The 17,256-nt window shown below is 71.0% G+C and carries 14 protein-coding genes; 8 read left to right on the top strand and 6 right to left on the bottom strand.

Going from position 1 to position 17,256, the window contains the following annotated elements; all coding sequences use genetic code 11:
* Window positions 1-70 precede the first annotated feature (70 nt).
* The 5 genes from ACWF7A_RS05335 (at window position 71) to ACWF7A_RS05315 (ending at window position 5,033) form a co-directional block, all read left to right on the top strand.
* Window positions 71-1,048, top strand: coding sequence for a tyrosine-type recombinase/integrase (locus ACWF7A_RS05335; protein ID WP_452249175.1), 978 nt, complete (start codon window positions 71-73; stop codon window positions 1,046-1,048).
* Between the two features lie 129 nt (window positions 1,049-1,177).
* Window positions 1,178-2,002 (top strand): non-homologous end joining protein Ku, encoded by an 825-nt coding sequence (gene ku, locus ACWF7A_RS05330; protein WP_319988851.1) that lies wholly within the window; start codon window positions 1,178-1,180, stop codon window positions 2,000-2,002.
* On the top strand, window positions 2,003-3,445 hold the full coding sequence (gene ligD, locus ACWF7A_RS05325; protein WP_452249174.1) for a non-homologous end-joining DNA ligase: 1,443 nt from the start codon (window positions 2,003-2,005) through the stop codon (window positions 3,443-3,445).
* A 7-nt stretch (window positions 3,446-3,452) separates the two neighbouring features.
* Window positions 3,453-4,307: a non-homologous end-joining DNA ligase gene (gene ligD / locus ACWF7A_RS05320; protein WP_452249173.1), complete on the top strand. Its 855-nt coding sequence runs from the start codon at window positions 3,453-3,455 to the stop codon at window positions 4,305-4,307.
* A 33-nt stretch (window positions 4,308-4,340) separates the two neighbouring features.
* Complete coding sequence (locus ACWF7A_RS05315) at window positions 4,341-5,033, top strand: GrpB family protein (protein ID WP_452249172.1); 693 nt, start codon at window positions 4,341-4,343, stop codon at window positions 5,031-5,033.
* Here the strand turns inward: ACWF7A_RS05315 and ACWF7A_RS05310 are convergent.
* The gene (locus ACWF7A_RS05310; RefSeq protein ID WP_452249171.1) at window positions 5,011-6,057 is read right to left on the bottom strand and encodes a GlxA family transcriptional regulator; all 1,047 of its coding nucleotides are present in this window, start codon (window positions 6,055-6,057) and stop codon (window positions 5,011-5,013) included. The genes ACWF7A_RS05315 and ACWF7A_RS05310 overlap by 23 nt on opposite strands.
* A gap of 53 nt (window positions 6,058-6,110) precedes the next feature.
* On the opposite strand from ACWF7A_RS05310, the gene ACWF7A_RS05305 reads away from it, so the two are divergent.
* Window positions 6,111-6,488: a cupin domain-containing protein gene (locus ACWF7A_RS05305; RefSeq protein WP_452249170.1), complete on the top strand. Its 378-nt coding sequence runs from the start codon at window positions 6,111-6,113 to the stop codon at window positions 6,486-6,488.
* 43 nt (window positions 6,489-6,531) lie between these two features.
* Here ACWF7A_RS05305 and ACWF7A_RS05300 read toward each other — a convergent pair whose 3' ends face one another.
* On the bottom strand, window positions 6,532-8,649 hold the full coding sequence (locus ACWF7A_RS05300) for a choice-of-anchor P family protein (RefSeq protein WP_452249169.1): 2,118 nt from the start codon (window positions 8,647-8,649) through the stop codon (window positions 6,532-6,534).
* 160 nt (window positions 8,650-8,809) lie between these two features.
* On the opposite strand from ACWF7A_RS05300, the gene ACWF7A_RS05295 reads away from it, so the two are divergent.
* Both ACWF7A_RS05295 and ACWF7A_RS05290 read left to right on the top strand, forming a co-directional pair.
* The gene (locus ACWF7A_RS05295) at window positions 8,810-11,533 is read left to right on the top strand and encodes a BTAD domain-containing putative transcriptional regulator (RefSeq protein ID WP_452249168.1); all 2,724 of its coding nucleotides are present in this window, start codon (window positions 8,810-8,812) and stop codon (window positions 11,531-11,533) included.
* Between the two features lie 34 nt (window positions 11,534-11,567).
* Window positions 11,568-12,257, top strand: coding sequence for a hypothetical protein (locus ACWF7A_RS05290; RefSeq protein WP_452249167.1), 690 nt, complete (start codon window positions 11,568-11,570; stop codon window positions 12,255-12,257).
* Here ACWF7A_RS05290 and ACWF7A_RS05285 read toward each other — a convergent pair.
* The 4 genes from ACWF7A_RS05285 to ACWF7A_RS05270 are packed head-to-tail and all read right to left on the bottom strand — an operon-like array spanning window position 12,218 to window position 17,237.
* The gene (locus ACWF7A_RS05285) at window positions 12,218-13,750 is read right to left on the bottom strand and encodes an ATP-binding cassette domain-containing protein (RefSeq protein ID WP_452249166.1); all 1,533 of its coding nucleotides are present in this window, start codon (window positions 13,748-13,750) and stop codon (window positions 12,218-12,220) included. The genes ACWF7A_RS05290 and ACWF7A_RS05285 overlap by 40 nt on opposite strands.
* Complete coding sequence (locus ACWF7A_RS05280; RefSeq protein ID WP_452249165.1) at window positions 13,747-14,583, bottom strand: ABC transporter permease; 837 nt, start codon at window positions 14,581-14,583, stop codon at window positions 13,747-13,749. Before ACWF7A_RS05280 ends, ACWF7A_RS05285 begins: the two co-directional genes overlap by 4 nt.
* On the bottom strand, window positions 14,580-15,530 hold the full coding sequence (locus ACWF7A_RS05275; RefSeq protein ID WP_452249164.1) for an ABC transporter permease: 951 nt from the start codon (window positions 15,528-15,530) through the stop codon (window positions 14,580-14,582). Before ACWF7A_RS05275 ends, ACWF7A_RS05280 begins: the two co-directional genes overlap by 4 nt.
* The gene (locus ACWF7A_RS05270) at window positions 15,531-17,237 is read right to left on the bottom strand and encodes an ABC transporter substrate-binding protein (RefSeq protein WP_452249163.1); all 1,707 of its coding nucleotides are present in this window, start codon (window positions 17,235-17,237) and stop codon (window positions 15,531-15,533) included.
* Window positions 17,238-17,256 lie beyond the last annotated feature (19 nt).

Genomic DNA, 17,256 nt, shown 5'->3' with positions numbered 1-17,256 from the left:
ATCGAGCGCTCACGAGGCCGGAGCTCCTCCCCTCCCCCTGGGCGCCACGGCGTCCAGGATTGTCGGTGGTGTGCGGTACAAGATCCATATGCACGTGTTCGCCGCCCAGGACGCCTTCTTCCTCGCCCGCCGGACTCGCAAGGACTCGCCGCACACCACGGCCGCCTACCAGCGAGATCTGTCCGGCGTGAACTCGCTGCTGGCCGAGACCCTCTCCTGCCCCGCCGAGGACCTGACGATCGGTCATCTGACGGGGGCGAACCTGCGTCAGGCGTTCGGGGTGTTCGCGGACACGCATGCGAAGAGCTCGGTGTTGCGGGCGTGGTCGACGTGGAACCAGTTCCTGACGTTCTGCGTGGCGGAGGACCTGATCGCCGGTAATCCGATGGGGGCGGTGGCGCGTCCGAAGACTCCTCCGCTGGTGCCGAAGCCGTTGCGGGGTGAGGACACGCCGGAGCAGTTGCTGACGGCGGCGGCGGAGGGGGCGCGCAAGGGGCGTGACCCGTGGCCGGAGCGGGACGTGCTGGTGATCGCGCTGGGGCTGGTGGCGGGGTTGCGGAGTGCGGAGATGCGGACGTTGACGCTGGCGAGCGTCGTCGGGCGGGAGGGTGATCGGCGGTTGCACGTGAAGGGGAAGGGCAACCGGGACAGGTCTGTGCCGATCGAGCCGCCGATGGAGCGGATCGTGGACGCGTACCTCCGGAGTTGCCGGCAGCGGTTTCCGCAGGGGCGGTTCGATCGTGAGAGTGCCCTGTTGCGGGATCGGCATGGTGAGCCGATCGGGCGGGGTGGGTTGGAGTACCTGGTCAAGTCGTGTTTTCGGTGGGCGGGGTTGAACGACCGGGTGCCGACGGGGGCGAATCTGCACGCGTTGAGGCACACGTTCGCGACGCGGTTGGCGGAGGACGGGGCGTCGGCGAGCGAGATCATGGCGTTGCTGGGGCATGCGAGTCTGGCGACGAGTCAGAACTACATCGAGGCGACGGCGCGGGAGCGGCGTGCGGCGGTGGCGAGCAATCGGACGTATCGGGCGCTGCGGGACATGTAGCGGGGTTCGACCGTGGTGCGGGACGCTCTGTCGTGACGTGTGAGCCGGGGGTCGCCCTGTTGCCGGATCGTTAGGCCGAGTGGGTGACCTGATAGTGCGAAAACCGCATTTCAGGGGTACCCAATGAGAATGAGATCCGTGTGGCGTGGGGCCATCTCCTTCGGGTTGGTGACGATCGCCGTGCGCCTTTACACGGCTGTCGAGGAGCACGACTTCCGTTTCAACCAGGTGCACCGGGAGGACGGCGGGCGCATCAAGTACAAGCGCGTCTGTTCGGTGTGCGGTGAAGAGGTCGAGTATTCGGAGATCACCAAGGGCTACGAGCTGGACGACGGCCGGATGGTGATCATGGAGAACGAGGACTTCGAGAAGTTGCCGGTGAAGACCGACAAGTCGATCGACGTCCTGGAGTTCGTGCCGGCGGAGGAGATCGATCCGATCTACTTCCAGAAGACGTACTACCTGGAGCCGGACAAGGCGGCGGCGCGGCCGTACGTGCTGCTCAGGGATGCGTTGGTGAAGACGGGTCAGCTGGCGGTCGTGAAGATCACGATTCGGCAGAAGGAGACGCTGGCGACGATCCGGGCGCGTGATGACGTGCTGGTGATGCACACGATGTTGTGGCCGGATGAGATCCGCAAGGCGGAGTTCGACTTCCTGGACCAGGACGTGGAGGTGCGTCCGCAGGAGTTGAAGATGGCGACGTCGCTGGTGGAGTCGATGGCGGGCGACTTCGATCCGGACACGTTCACGGACGATTACCGGGACGCGTTGGAGAAGGTGATCGCGGCGAAGGCGGAGGGTGCGGAGTTGCCCGAGCAGCCGGAGGCCGAGGAGAAGGGTGATGTCATCGATTTGATGACTGCTCTGGAGCGCAGTGTGGAGAAGGCGAAGGCGGGGCGGAAGGGCGCTGAGAAGAAGGCGGCGCCGAAGAAGAAGGCCTCGTCGGCGTAGATGGCCGGGCTCGACGAGTACCGGCGCAAGCGGGATCCGGGCAGGACGCCGGAGCCCGTTCCTGATGCTGATGTGGTGCCGCGGGGCGGTAATGACACTTTTGTGATTCAGGAGCATCACGCGAGCAGCCTGCATTGGGATGTGCGGTTGGAGCGTGATGGGGTTTTGGTGTCGTGGGCGGTGCCGAAGGGGTTGCCGCCGACGACTGATGTGGTGCGCCTGGCCGTGCACACCGAGGACCATCCGTTGGAGTACGCGGAGTTCTCCGGGGAGATCCCGAAGGGTGAGTACGGCGGCGGTGAGATGTTCCTGTGGGATCGCGGTCGCTACGAGACGGTGAAGTGGTCGGACCGCGAGGTCGACGTGGTTCTGCACGGGCAGCGTGTGCAGGGGCAGTTCGTGTTCTTCCGGTCGGGTGGGGACGGGAAGAACTGGATGATGAAGCGTCGGCACGCGCCGGCGCGTCCGGACTGGAAGGTGTTGCCGGAGCTGCTGAAGCCGATGCTGGCGGTGCCCGGTCCCCTGCCCCACGACGATGACGACCAGTGGGCGTACGAGTTCAAGTGGGACGGTGTGCGGGCGATCCTGCGGGTGGAGGGTGGCCGGGTGCAGGCGTGGTCGCGTCTGGGCAACGACATCACGGTGGCGTATCCGGAGCTGCAGGGTGTGGGTGAGCAGCTGGGGTCGACGGAGGCGTTGCTCGACGGGGAGATCGTGGCGTTGCAGGGCGGGCGGCCGAGTTTCAGCGCGTTGCAGAACCGGATGCACGTGACGAAGTCGGAGGCGGCGCGGCGGGCGGCTCGCCAGCATCCGGTCACGTTGTTGTTGTTCGATCTGTTGCACCTGGATGGCACGTCCACGACGGCGCTCCCCTTTCGGCAGCGGCGTGAGCTGCTGCGCGGGTTGGAGTTGCGGGGGTCGCATTGGCTGACTCCCCCGTCCTATGACGAGGACGGTGCTGCTGTGCTGGCGGCGAGCCGTGAGCAGGGGCTCGAGGGTGTGGTGGCGAAGCGGCTGGACTCTCCGTATCAGCCGGGGGCGCGGTCGCCGGTGTGGCGCAAGATCACGGACCTGCTGGCGCAGGAGGTGGTGATCGGGGGCTGGCGGATGGGTGAAGGCAAGCGTGCGGGGGTGATCGGCGCGTTGTTGCTGGGTATCCCGCGCGACGGCGGGCTGGCGTTCGCGGGGTCGGTGGGCACGGGGTTCAACGACGCGGAGCTGGCGGTGCTGACGCCGCGGTTGAAGGCGTTGGCGCGCCGGTCGTCGCCGTTCGTGACGGAGATGCCGCGGGAGCGGTCGAGGGGCGCGAAGTGGGTCGAGCCGGAGCTGGTGGCCGAGGTGGTGTTCCGGCAGTGGACGCCGGACGGGCGGATGCGGTTTCCGGCGTGGCGTGGTTTGCGGCCGGACAAGTCGCCTGAGGAGGTGCGTCGGGTTGTCGAGTGATGCGACCGTGAGGGTCGAGGGCCGGGTGCTGAAGCTGACGAACCTGGACAAGGTGCTGTATCCGGAGTTCGGGTTCACCAAGGGTGAGGTGATCGACTACTACACCCGGATCGCGCCGGTGCTGCTCCCCCATCTGAAGGATCGTCCGGTGACGTTGAAGCGGTATCCGAACGGGGTGGACGGGAAGTGGTTCTTCGAGAAGAACGCGCCTGAGCATCGTCCGGACTGGGTGCGGACGATGCGGTTGGAGTCGCCGGGCAGCACCAAGGGCAACGAGACCGTGAACTACGTGATGGTGGACGAGCTGGCGACGGTGGTGTGGCTGGCGAATCTGGCGGCGTTGGAGTTGCACGTGCCGCAGTGGACGGTGGGGCCGCGCGGGGGCAAGCGGGATCCGGATCTGCTGGTGTTCGACCTGGATCCGGGTGCGCCGGCGACGGTGGTGGAGTGCTGCCGGGTCGCGGAGCGGGTGCGGGTGGTGCTGGACGACGACGGTGTGGACTCGTGGGCGAAGACGTCGGGGAACAAGGGGATGCAGGTGTACGCGTACGCGCCGGCGAAGGACACGTCGGAGTACGCGAAGGCGGTGGCGCAGCGGTTGGCGCAGGAGCATCCGGACCTGGTGGTGGCGACGATGGCGAAGGCGCAGCGCGGCGGGAAGGTGTTCATCGACTGGTCGCAGAACAATCCGGCGAAGACGACGGTGGCGCCGTATTCGTTGCGGGCTCGGGAGCGTCCGGCGGTGTCGACGCCGTTGACGTGGGACGAGGTGGAGGACTGCGAGGTCGTCGGGGATCTGGTGTTCACGGCGGACGAGGTGCTGGAGCGGGTCGAGGCCGCGGGTGACCTGTTCGGGAGTTGATATTCTGGCCGACTGCCTGTGAGGGGGTCTGCTGTGAGTGTCGAACGGGAACCGCTGGTGGTGTGGCGGCGGGAGTTGCTGCGGGACTGGTTGCGCGACAACCCCGCGGATCGTGAGTTGTACGCGGCGTCGGGTGCGGCGGTGGAGGTGGAGATCCTCGAACGGGCGTGGGCCGCGGTGGTCGATGAGCCGGCCGAGGTGGAGTTCGTGACGGAGGATCCGCCGCACAACGCGCCGATCACGCTGGAGGAGTACGACCCGCGGTGGCCGCGGTGGTACGCCGTGGAGGAGGCGAAGATCCGGGCGGCGCTGGGGCCGGTGGCGGTGCGGGTGGAGCACTGCGGGTCGACGTCGGTGCCGGGGCTGGCGGCGAAGCCGTTGATCGACGTCGTGCTGGTGGTGCCGGACTCGGACGATGAGGACGCGTACGTGCCAGCGTTGGTGCGGGCGGGGTACTACCTGCGGGTGCGGGAGCCGGGCTGGTTCGGGCACCGGTTGCTCAAGGGCACGGTGCCGAACGTGAACATGCACGTCTTCTCCCCCGGTTGTGTGGAGGTGGACCGGATGCTGGCGTTCCGGGACCGGCTGCGTTCGCACGACGAGGACCGTGAGGAGTACGAGCGGGTGAAGCGGGAGCTGGCGGTGCGGACGTGGGAGCGGGTGCAGGACTACGCCGACGCGAAGACGCAGGTGGTGCGGCGGATCACTCTGCGGGCGCTGGCCTGACCGGTGCCGGCGTGAGTGGTGCTGAGCTGACCGGTGCCGGCGTGACCTGTGCTGGGCCGGCGGTCGGTGGGCTGAAGCGGCGCCGGTAGTCCGAGGGTGTGAGGCCGGTTTCGCGGCGCAGGAGTGCGCGCAGGTTGGCGGCGGTGCCCAGGCCGGTGCGGCGGGCGACGACGTCGAAGCGCCTCTCCCCCAGTTCGATGAGCCGGCAGGCGAGGGTGACGCGTTCGCCGGTGAGCCACGCGAGTGGTGTGGTGCCGAGCTGGGCCTGGAAGCGGCGGTGCAGGGTCGCGGGGCTGACGGCGGCGCGGGTGGCGAGGTCGCCGATGGTGAGCGGGGTGTCGAGGTGCTGCTGTGCCCAGGCGAGGACGGGGGCGAGTGACTCGTCGCGCAGGTGGGGCACGGGGCGTTCGACGAACTGGCGTTGTCCGCCGTCGCGGTGGGCGGCGAAGACGAGGCGGCGGCTGACGGAGCTGGCGGTCTCGGCGCCGTGGTCGCGGCGGACGAGGTGCAGGCCGAGGTCGAGGGCGGCGGCGCTGCCGGCGGAGGTGAGGATGTCGCCGTCGTCGACGAACAGGACGTCGGGTTCGAGGTGCACGGCCGGGTAGCGGGTGCGGAACTCGTCGGCCCACTGCCAGTGGGCGGTGGCGCGGCGGCCGTCGAGGACGCCTGCCTCGGCGAGGGTGAAGGCGCCGCTGCAGAACCCGACGAGGCGGGCGCCGCGGGTGTGGGCGCGGCGGATGGTGTCGAGGACGTCGGGGCGGCGGGGTGTGTCGACGTCGGGGCGGTTGGGGACGATGAGGGTGTCGGCGTGGTCGGCGGTGTGCAGGCCGGTGACGCCGGTGAGGGTGAAGAAGCCGTCGCGCATGACGGTGGCGGGTTCGGGTGAGCAGAGGCGGAAGTCGTAGAGGTGGCCGCCGAGCTCGGGGCGGTGCAGGCCGAAGATCTCGGTGGCGCAGCCGAGCTCGAACGGGTTGGAGTTCTCGTCGACGATGACGACGACCCGGTGCGAGGATTCTTGCGGCATGTGCGATTCCTAGCACTCACGGCCGTGGGGCGGCAACGGTGAGGCTGGTCGGCATGAACCCCATCTCGCTGGACGACGCTCTGGCCTCGTTCGACGCCCTGTGGAGCCCTCGGATCGTCACCCGCGTCAACGACTACGACGTGCGGGTCGCGAAGGTCGAGGGTGAGCACGTGTGGCACGTGCACGACGACACCGACGAGTTCTTCCTCGTCCTGGACGGTGAGCTGCACATCGCGCTGCGCGAGCCGGAGCGCACGGTCACCCTCGCGAAGGGCTCGGTGTTCACGGTGCCGCGGGGGACGTTCCACAAGCCGTCGTCGCCGCACGGAGCGCGGATCCTGATGTTCGAGCCGACCGGGACACCTACCGTCGGTGACCGGCACGACGAGGTCCCGGCGCACGTGGACGCGACGACGGGGCACGCGCTGTGATGCTGGGGAGGAGCGCGGTCCTCCCCAGCATCACCTCAGCGGGTCAGCCCAGGCGGCAGGCCGACAGGATGATCTCCTGGCCGAGCAGCGTGCGGACGCGGACGGCGTTCTGGATCAGCTGGCCGTTCGGTCCGGTCGCGGACTCGTTGAGGTGCACGGTCGCGACACCGGGGATGCCGACGGTGGCGGGTCCGGTGCCGATCGGTGCGCCGTTGAGCGTGCCGACCTTCGACGAGCCGGTGACGCCGTTCGCGTCACTCACGCACTTGGCCTCGATGGCGTTGAGCTTGATCGCCCCTCCGAGCAGCGTGGCTCCCTCCACTCGTGCGTTGGCCTCGGTGCGTCCGGTGTTCGCGTCGAGGGTGCAGTCGGCGTGCAGGGCGTTGACGGAGGCGAGGCCCAGCACGGTGACCGTGGCGACGGTCTTGTCCTCGTTGGGCGGGCACTGGGCGTGCGGGGTCTTGGCGACGGTGATCAGGCCGGTCGCGTTGAGCGCCCACGCTTCACCGCGCAGGTAGACGACGACCTTCACGACCGCGGTGGCGGAGGAGCCGTCGTCGTCGGTGATGGTCACCAGGACGTTGTGCGCGCCCAGGGCGGTGAACGTGCGGGAGGCGGTGCAGGTGCCGCTACCGGCGCCTTGGGCGACGGTGCCGTTGACGACCGCGCTGCCGTCGTCGAAGTCCAGGGTGCAGGTGTGCTTGTCGTTGGTGGCGAGGTCGGTGAACGGCGCGGTGAAGTTCACCTGGGTGCCGCGGGTGACGAGCGTCTTGTCTGCGGTGATCGTGACCTGCGGGGCGACGTTGGACAGCGTCAGCGTGGTGGTCTGCGTGACGGGCGGGTTGACGCCGTCGTTCGCGGTGAGCTCGAGCTTCCAGACGCCGTCATCGGTGCACTTGACCGTGGTGGTCTGGGCGGCGGGGTCGCCGAACGAGCAGGTCGCGCCCGCGTCGACCCCGGACTGCGGGGTGGCGGTCCAGGTGGTGGTCAGCGAGGGGCCGTCGGGGTCGGTGACGGTTGCGGCGAGGCCGACGTCGGTGCCTTCCTGGCCGGCGTAGGGGCCGCCGGGCTTGACGACCGGTGGGGCGTTGACCTTGACCGTGACGCACTCGGTCACGTCACCGGCTCCGCCGCCGTCGGTGCCGCGTGCGGTGACGCACAGCTGGTGGGTGCCGGGGGTCAGTGCCGGGGTGGCGACGGTGTAGTCGACCGTGGCCGGGCCGTCCTGCGGGAGGCCGGGCGTGATCGAGGTGATCGGGATGTCCGCGCCGCCGTCGACCTTCAGCGTCAGGCCGGTGAGCTTGGAGGCGATGACGCCGGGCACGACGTCGGGCAGCTGCGAGACGTCGGGGACCTCGGTGCAGGTGCCGCCGGTGGTCTGGGCGATCTTGCGCAGCGACTCCGTGCCGATGTCGCAGCCCGAACCGCTGGACACGGCGAAGGTGAAGATCTTGATGCCCGCGTTGACGGCCTGCTGCAGGGCGGCGTCGATGGCCCCGCTGCCGGCGCCGTCGGACAGGAACACCATCAGCTTGCGCTGCTGCGGTGCGGTGACGGCGGTGGCGAGACCGGCGTCGAGACCCGCGGCGAAGTTGGTGCCGGACGGGAAGCTGTAGTTGGTGAACAGGCCGACCCCGCCGATGCGGGCGCTGGTCACCGCCTCGACGACGTCGGTGGCGCCGTTGGCGTTGGCGTCCGCGTTGGGCCCGACGATCTTCTGCTCGCCGGCGGCGGGGCCGACGTCGACGGTCGCGCCGGACGTGCCGAACACGGCGGCGCCGACGCTGCCGACGACGGTGTTCGGGACGGCGGCCTTCGCGTGCAGCGCCTTGACCGCCGCGACCTCGCAGTCGAGGACCGTGTTGAGCTGGCCGTCGCCGTTCTGGTCGCCTCCGCAGCCCGCGGCGACACCGGCCGCGGTGGAGCCGGACACGTCCACGACGTAGGTGAGCGCGGTGTCGACGATCGGCGTGGCGGTGCCGATCGAGGCCGTGCCGGTGACGGTGACCGGGCCCGGTACGACGACGGCGTTGTTCACCGGGCTGGTGATGGTGACGCCGATGCTGGTACCGCCCGGGAGGTTGGCGGTGGCCGCGTGCGCAGGGATGGCGAGTGCCACGGTGGCCGCTAGGGCGGCGCCGACCGTGATGCTGGGTCTCATGGTTCTCCGCTCGATGTGGTTCGTCCCCGACCGAACGGAAGGAGACCGCACGGGGCGGAGCTGATACGGGTCGTCACCGGAATGCATTGATAGTCGACCTATTCGGCCCACCGCCGGTTCTGGTCTCGCTGGTCATGGATCTCGGGAACAATCACCTCCTGTGAGGTTCGGGGTGCTCGGTCCGGTGCTGGTCGACGGCGTGGAGGTCGCGGCGCCGCGGCAACGGGCGTTGCTGGCGATGCTCGTGGTGGACGCTGGTCGGATCGTGGGGCACGACCAGCTGATCGGCGGCTTGTACCCCGAGCCACCCGCGGGGGCGGCGAACGCGCTGCAGTCCCAGATCTCCCGGCTGCGCCGCGCCGTCCCGGGGCTGGTGGTCGAGCACCACCCGGCGGGCTACCGGCTGGTCGCCGGTCCCGCCGACGTCGACCACCTGCTGTGCGCCGAGCTGCTGGGCGCCGGACGGGCCGCCGAGGCCCTGGACCTGTGGCGCGGGCCCGCCCTGGCCGACGTCGACGCGCCGTTCGTCCAGGTCGCGAGGCACACCCTGACCGAGCTGCTCATCGGCTGCGCTCTGGCGGCCGGGACGACGACCCACCTCGCGAGCCTCGTCGCCGAGCATCCGCTGCGGGAGGACCTGCGGGCGGCGCTGATGCGGGCGTTGCACCGCGACGGACGTCAGGGCGAGGCACTGGAGGTGTTCGCGCAGGGGCGGGCGTTGCTGGCCGATGAGCTCGGCGTCGATCCCTCCCCCGCACTCGCCGCCGCGCATCGGGAGGTCCTGCGCGCCCGGGTTCCGCACCGGGGCGTGCCCGCGCAGCTCACCAGCTTCGTCGGCCGTGACGAGGACCTGCGGCGCGTGTCTAAGTGGCTGCGCGACAACCGGCTCGTCACCCTCATCGGGCCCGGTGGCACCGGCAAGACGCGTCTGGCCGTCGAGGTCGCCCACCGCGAACCGGGCGAGGTCGCGTTCGTCGACCTCAGCGCCACCACCGACGTCGCCCGCGCGCTGCTCGACGGTGTCGGTGTGCGTGAGGCGGGGGCGCTGGCGGCGGGTCCGCTCAGCGTCGAGGAACGACTCCGCGCGGCGTTGGAGGCGCGGGAGGTCGTGCTGGTCGTGGACAACTGCGAGCACGTCGTCGACGACGCCGCCCGCGTGCTCGCGGGCCTGCTCGCCGCGTGCCCCGGTGTGCGGGTGCTGGCCACGAGCCGCGAACCGCTCGGCATCACCGGTGAGACGCTCAGCCCCGTCACCGCGCTGGACGACGACGCGGCGACCCGGCTGTTCCTGGACCGGGCGCAGGCCGTCAAGCCGGGGTTCCACGCCGAGCGCGACGTCGTCGCCGAGGTCTGCCGGCGGCTGGACGGCATCGCGCTCGCGATCGAACTCGCGGCCGCACGCGTGCGGGCACTGCCGCTCGCGGAGATCGCCGCCCGCCTGGACGACCGGTTCCGGTTGCTGTCCCAGGGAAGCCGCACCGCAGCACCCCGCCACCGCACGCTGCACGCCGTCGTCGAGTGGAGCTGGGACCTGCTCACCGGCACCGAACGCGACCTCGCCGCCCGCGTCACCGTGTTCAGCGGCGGCGCGAGCCTCGACGCGGTCACCGCCGTGTGCGAGTCCGAGGTGGACACCCTGGTCTCGCTCGTGGACAAGTCACTGATCGAGGCCGCCGACGACCGCTACCGGATGCTCGACACCATCCGCGCGTTCTGCGCCACCCACGCACCCGATCTGCGCGAGCGGCACGCACGCTGGTTCCTCGCCCGCGCCCAGGAGGCCGAACCGCACCTGCGCGCCCACGACCAGGTCGACTGGCTCGCCCGGCTCGCCGCCGACCACGACAACCTCGTCGCCGCCGTCACCTGGGCCACCGGCCACGACCTCGGTCTCGCACTCGAGCTCGTCGCCGCCCTGGCCACCTACCACTGGTGCCGCGGCCTGCGCACCGAGGCCGCCCGGCAGGCCGACGCCGTGCTGCACGCGTGCGGCGAGACCCCGCCGCCGGGCCACGAGCAGGAGTACACGCTGTGCCTGCTGCTCGCGTGGCCGATCGCGACCGGCGACCAGAGCGCCCGCATCCGCCAGGCCGACACCCTGCTGGCCGCGCTCGACGCCCCGCCGCGCTACCCGATCATGACCATGATGTGGGGCATGGCGCTCGGCGCTCCGGAGAACGACTCCTCGGTGTGGCACCGTCGCACCCGGCTGCTGGGCGACGACTCGTGGAGCGCGGCCCTCGTGCTCGTCGGTGACGGGCTCATGGCGCGCTTCGGAGGGGACAACGCGGCCGCGCGGGACCTGCTGGTGCGCGGAGCGGAGGCGTTCACGCAGGTCGGAGACCGGTGGGGTGCGGCGCTGGCGTTCAACCAGCTCGGCGAGATCGCCCTGGCCGACGCGGACCCGGTGAACGCCCTGGCCCACATCGAACGGGCCTGCGGCCTGTACGCCGAGCTCGGCGCGAGCGAGGACACCGCGGAGGCCGTCAACGGGCGCGCCCAGGCGAAGATCGCCGCCGGTGACCTCGACGGGGCGCGGGCGGACTTCGTCCTCGCGTTGTCGCTGGCCGAACGGGCCGGGGCGCTCGTGGTGCGCGCGGGCGCCCACCTCGGTCTCGCCACGCTCGCGCGCGTCACCGGCGACTACGCGACCGCCCGCGTGGAGTGCGAGCGGGCGTGGGAGCTGTGCCCGGTCGGCTGGTACGGGCCCGACGAGATGCGCTGCCACATCGCTGTGGAACGCGGACAGATCGCCCGCGCCCGAGGAGACCTGGGCGCGGCGCGGGAGTACTTCGAGGACGCGCTGCGCCGTGCGCTGGGGCAGCGCAACCGCGTAACCGAGACCGCCGTGCGCGCGGAACTCGCCGTCCTGGCCGGGACCTGAGCCGCCGCCACCACAGCCACGCCGGCAGCCTGTGGTGCGCGACGAACGTCCACAGGTCGCCCTCGGCGGCGGCGTCGTGACGGCGGCGCAGCACCTGCAGGCACTCCCGCGACACCACCCCGTGGATCCGGGCCACGTGCGCCAGCGCCGTCGCTGCCTGGCGGCGGACCTCGAGGCGGTCGTGGCCCAGCGCGCGGGCCACCCGCCGCAACGCCACCAGCGGGTCCGGGTAGGACAGGGCGAGGCCGATCACCGCCACCCCGACCATGTCCTCGTCGCGGTCGAACGCCGCGTCAACTTCCTCGGGCCGTATCGCGCCCATCAGGGCCGTGTCGCTGTGCCAGTCCATGCCGTCCCCGCGCATCGCCCGGTCCAGCAGGAACCGCTGCCGGCCGTCGGAGCGTTCGCCGGTGCGTTCCCAGTCCGCCGCCAGGTAGCGCCACACCGCGGCGGTGTCTGCCCGCGAGGTCGAGGCGAGCAGGCGGCACAGCTCCAGCACGTGCTCCGGTTCGCTGGCCTGCGCGAGCTCGCCCAGGACACCGGGCGGGCGGCCCAGGTCCTGCCACGCCAGAGACGCCAGCGCGGGCACCTCGGCGAGGTCCACCCAGCCGTCGGCCCCGCCCCGGCCGATCTCGGCAGGCGTCAGCGAGGCCCGATAGCGGGCGTGTCCGATCGGGATCACCCTCAGACCTGGGGCACCGCGCGCAGCAACGCACGCGTGTAGTCGTGAGAGGGGGTGAGAAGGACCTGGTCCACGGAGCCTTGTTCCACGATTGTCCCCTGGTGCATCACCGCGACCCGGTCGGCGATCTGCCACGCCAGCCCTAGGTCGTGCGTAATGATCAATGAAGCAAGGCCCAGTTCGCGGCGCAACCGGAGCAGCAGCGCCACGATCTCCCCGCGCACCGAGGCGTCCAGCGACGCGACGGGCTCGTCGGCCACCAGCAGACGAGGCTGCAGGACCAGTGCTCCGGCGATCACCACCCGCTGCTGCTGACCTCCGGACAGCTCGTGCGGGAACGACTCCAGGTACAGGCTCGCCGGACGCAGCTCCGCCTGCTCCACAGCGGCCGTGACCAGGGCTTCCTCGTCGCCGGGGACACCGTGCACCCGTAGTCCCTCGGCGACCGCGTCGGCCACCCGGTGGCGCGGGTTCAGGGCGCTGGAAGGATCTTGGAGCACCAGCTGCACCTGGCGCCGGAACGCCTTGAGCGCTCGGCTCGAACGGCCCACCTCGGCCCCGTCGAAGATCACCCGACCGGAGGACGGTGCCCGCAGCCCCATTATGGTACGAGCCAGTGTCGTTTTGCCGGACCCGGACTGGCCGACCAGCGCCACGATCTCGCCCCGCCCGATCGTCAGGTCCACCCCGTCGACCGCGCGCGTGCGCCCGTAGTCGACCACCAGGTCCCGGACCTCCAGCAGCGGCTCCGGCGCCGGCGCGGGGTCGGCCCAGCGGTGCGCGGGGTCGCCGATCACCGGGAACGCCGCCGTCAGCGCCGCGGTGTGCGGATGGCGCGGGTTCGCGACCACCTCACGGGTCCGGCCGCGTTCCACCAGCTCACCGCGGTGCATCACCGCCAGGTCCTCACACGTCTCCGCGAGCACCGACAGGTCGTGGCTGATCATCAGCAGACCCAGGTCCTGCTCGGCGACCAGGCGCTTCATCAACGCCAGCACCTGCGCCTGCACCACGACGTCGAGCGCCGTCGTCGGCTCGTCCGCGACGACCAGGCGCGGCCCGCACGCCAGCGCCATCGCGATCATCACCCGCTGCTTCTGCCCGCCCGACAGCTCGTGCGGATAGGCCCGTGCCTTCTCGCGCGGCAGCTCGACCTGCTCCAGCAGCTCCGCCACGGCGCCGGGTGTGCCGTGCAGGCGCATCGGCTCGGCGATCTGGTCCCCGACGCGCCGCACGGGGTTGAGCGAGTGCATCGCGCCCTGGAACACGATCGACGCCGACGCCCACCGCACCGCGCGCAGTCGGCCCCACGACATCGTCGCCACGTCGTCGCCGTCGAGCAGGACCTCACCCCGCACCCGCGCGGTCTTGGGCAGCAGCCGCAGCACCGACATCGCCACCGTCGACTTGCCCGACCCCGACTCACCCGCGAGGCCGAGCGTCTGGCCGGCCGCCAGCGTGAGGCTCACATCGTCGACGACGCATTTCGGTCCGTAGTGGACGGTGAGGTTCTTCAGCTCCAGCAACGGGTTCACCTCTTCGGCGTCACAACGGCTTCGAGCGCCCGGCCGACGAGTGTGAACGCCAGCACCACCGCCACGATCGCCAGGCCCGGCGGCAGCAGGTACCACCACGCCCGCTGCGGCACCGCGCCGTGCAGCTGGGCCTGGTGCAGCAGCGCGCCCCACGAGATCCGCGTCGGGTCGCCCAGGCCGAGGAACGCCAGCGTCGACTCCGCCACGATCGCCGACGCCACCGCCAGGGTCGCGTTCACCAGCACCAGCGGCACCACCGACGGCAGCACGTGCCGTCCGATCACGTGCGCGTGGCCGCCCCCCAGCGCGCGTGCGCGTTCCACGAACGGACGGGCCTCGATCGTCAGCGTCTGCGCCCGCACCATCCGCGCCGTCGACGGCCAGCTCGTCAGCCCGATCGCGAGGATGATCGTGCCCAGCCCGCGCGGCAGCACCGTCGACAGCGCGATCGCGAGCACCAGCGCCGGCAGCACCAGGAAGAAGTCCGTCACCCGCAGCAACGCCCCGGCCAGCAGCCCGCCGAAATGGCCGCTGAGCAGGCCCACGAGCGTGCCGATGCCGACCGACAGCACCGCCGCCGTCAGCCCGACGAACAACGACGTGCCCGTGCCCTGCGCCAGCAGCAGCGCCACCGACCGCCCGGTGTGGTCGGTGCCCAGCCAGTGCCCCGCACCCGGCGGCTGCCACGCCGCCGCCGTCACCCGCGTGACGTCCAGGGCGTCGGCGGGGATCAGCAGCGGCGCGAGCAGCGCGACCACCGCGGCCGCGGTCAGCACCGCCGCACCCGCCATCCCGGCGCGGTGCGCGAGCAACCCCGTCCTGACCGTGTTCATACGACCTTCACCCGTGGATCGAGGACCCCGTGCAGCAGGTCGGCCAGCAGGTTCATCACCACGACCGCGCCCGCCGTCACCACCAGCAGCCCCTGCAGCAGGAGGTAGTCCGGGCCGGTCAGCGCGTCGTAGAACAACAACCCCAGGCCGGGCCAGGAGAACACCGTCTCCGTCGTGATCGCCCCGGCCACCACGAGCCCGAACCGCAGGAACACCAGCGTGATCGCCGGCAGCACCGCGTTGGGCACGGCGTGGCGGCGCCGCACCAGGTCGTCGCGCAGCCCCTTGGCCCGCGCGGTCGTCAGGTAGGGGGCGTGCATCTCCTCGATCAACGACGACCGCATCACCAGCGCGTACTCCGCGCACACCACCGCGACCAGCGTCACCGACGGCAGCACCAGGTGATGGCCGACGTCGAGGGCCTGGGAGAGGAAGTCCGGCGCCGTGTCGGTGTCGCGCATGCCCCGCGACGGGAACAGGTCCCCGGTGACCATCATCAGCAGCATGCCGAGCCAGAACGTCGGCACCGCCCACAACGTCAGCGACACCCCCGTGGTGACCCGGTCGAACGCCGAGTCGCGCCGCCACGCCGCCCGCACCCCCAGCCACAGGCCCAGCAGCACGGCGATGAGCGTCGCCGTGCCGACCAGCAGCACCGTCGGCCCGAGGCGTTCGACGATCACGTCGGCGACCGGGCGGCGGAACGTGAACGACGTCCCCAGATCGCCCTGCAGCAGCGAGGTGAGGTAGCTCCAGAACTGCTCGTGCAGCGGACGGTCCAGGCCGAACTGCGCGCGCAGCTCGGCCTGCATCGCCGCCGTGGTCGGGCGGCCGCGCGTCATCGAGACCACGGGGTCGCCCGGCACCACCCGGAACAGGAAGAAACCCAGCACCGCCACCATCAGCAGGCTGAGCGCGGCACCACCGAACCGACCGGCCAGACGCACCTACTCGCGCTCCCCCGCCGTGGCCCTGCGCCGCCGCAGGTAGACCGCGACCGCCATCGTCATCGCCGCGACCGCCGCGCCGAACGCCGCGAGCCCGCCCCACCCGCGTGAGGCCGCGGCGACCTGCCCGGCGGGTTCGGCGCCGTAGTAGCCCCACATGCCGTTCTGCGCCATGATCACGCCGCCCTGCGCGGGCTGGGTCGTGAACTTCGCGAAGTGGTCTGAGCGGTAGCCCTCCAGCGCGTTCTCGTAGGCGAGCACGACGGCGGGCACCTGGTCGTAGAAGCGGGCCTGCATCCGCTTGACGATCTCGACGCGCTTGGCCTCGTCGAACTCCGAGAGCTGCTGGGCGTAGAGCCTGTCGTAGGTCTCGTCGCAGAAGTACGTGTCGGTGGTGCCGCCCTTGCCGTCCGCGCCCGGCCGTTGCGCGCAGGTGTGCAGGCTCAGCACGAAGTCCGGGTCGATGTTGGTCGACCAGCCGGAGAACGCCAGGTCGTAGGTGGCGGCGGTGGTGGACTCGTTGAGCTGGTTGTCCGAGACCAGGCGCACGTCGAGCGGGATGCCGATGTCGCCCAGTGACCGCTTGAGGTACTCGCTGGCCTGCTCGTCGTAGGCGCGTCCGGCGCGGCCGATCAGCCGCAGCCCGAACCGGGTTCCGTCGGCCTTGCGCGGCAGCCCGGCGGCGTCCAGTGCCGCGTTCGCCGCGGCGGGGTCGAACGTGTGCAGCTCGGAGGCGCTGGGCTGCCAGTGGTACTTGCCGAACACCGGCGGCACCAGCCCGGCGCCCTTCTCCGCGTACCCGAGGTTCACCCGCGCGATCAGCGCGTCGAGGTCGATGGCCTGCGCGATCGCCCGCCGCACCCGCACGTCGCGCAGCACGGGGCTGCCGTCGCCGATCGGCTCACCGGTGCGGGTCTGCGCGCCGGGGTTGATCATCAGCTCGGTGAAGCGGCGGCCCTGCGCCTTGTTGCGCGTCACGCCCGCCTTGCCTTCGAGGGAGTCGAACTGGGCCGGGGCCATCCGGTTGACCAGGTCGACCTCGCCCTTGCCCAGCGCCTGCACCGCGGCGTCGGAGTTCTGGAAGTACACGAAGTGCAGCTCGTCGAACTTCGCCGCGCCGCGCCAGTAGTCCTTGTTGGTCTCGAGCTTGATGAACTGTCCCGCCACGTGCTCGGTCAGCACAAACGGCCCGGACCCCACGACGGGCATCCGGTCGTTGGCGTAGTCCTTGATGCTGCCGGCCTTCTCCCACACGTGCCGGGGCACGATCGGGACGTCCAGCGCCAGCATCGTCACCTGCGGCGCCTTGGTCGCGATGACCACGGTCCGGTCGTCGGTGGCGGTGACGGAGGAGAAGTTCGTGACGAAGCTGCCGTTCGCGGTGCGGGCGACCTCGTCGGTCATCATCAGGTTGTAGGTGAACGCGACGTCGCGGGCGGTGATCGGCACGCCGTCGGACCACTTCTTGCCCTCGGGGACCGTGAAGGTCCACGTCAGCTTGTCGGCCGAGGGCTCCCACCTGTTCGCCAGGCCCTCGGTCACCGACTGGTCCGACGCGGAGTACGCGGTCAGGTAGTCGTACATCAACCGGCCGACCTCGGTGCTCGACTGGAACACCGCGAGGAACGGGTTCATCGAGTCGATCTGCTGCACGATCGCGACCTTGAGGATCACCGGCTGCTGCGCCGGCGCCGGAGGTGCCGACACCCCCAGAGTCGTTGCCGCT

The sequence above is a fragment of the Lentzea sp. NPDC055074 genome (genome assembly GCF_053608005.1).
Note: the sequence above shows the minus strand (reverse complement) of the source record. Positions and strands in the feature narration are given on the sequence as shown.